At 68.1% G+C, this 207-nt stretch carries 1 protein-coding gene; it reads left to right on the forward strand.

The features are described 5' to 3' along the window. Positions 1-207, forward strand: a 207-nt coding sequence (locus tag ACM5QX_RS29740; RefSeq protein ID WP_414756790.1) for an alanine racemase, incomplete at both ends; no start/stop codon positions are given.

The following is a 207-nucleotide window of genomic DNA, read 5'->3' on the forward strand; positions in this document are numbered from 1 at the left end:
TGCTGTCCTCTCCGTCGATCTGAACGCTCTGGCGCGCAACTATCATACGCTGGAGGCCCTCACCGGCGTGCCAGTGCATCCGGTGGTCAAGGCGGACGGGTACGGGCTGGGCGCCGCACCCTGTGCAAAACGGTTGATGGCCGAAGGGGCGCGGACCTTCTTTGTGGCGCGGGCCGCCGAGGGGCTGGCGCTCAGGACGTCACTGGG

The sequence above is a fragment of the Anabaena sp. CCY 9910 genome (assembly GCF_963920875.1).
Taxonomy (GTDB): Bacteria; Cyanobacteriota; Cyanobacteriia; order Cyanobacteriales; family Nostocaceae; genus Trichormus; species Trichormus variabilis.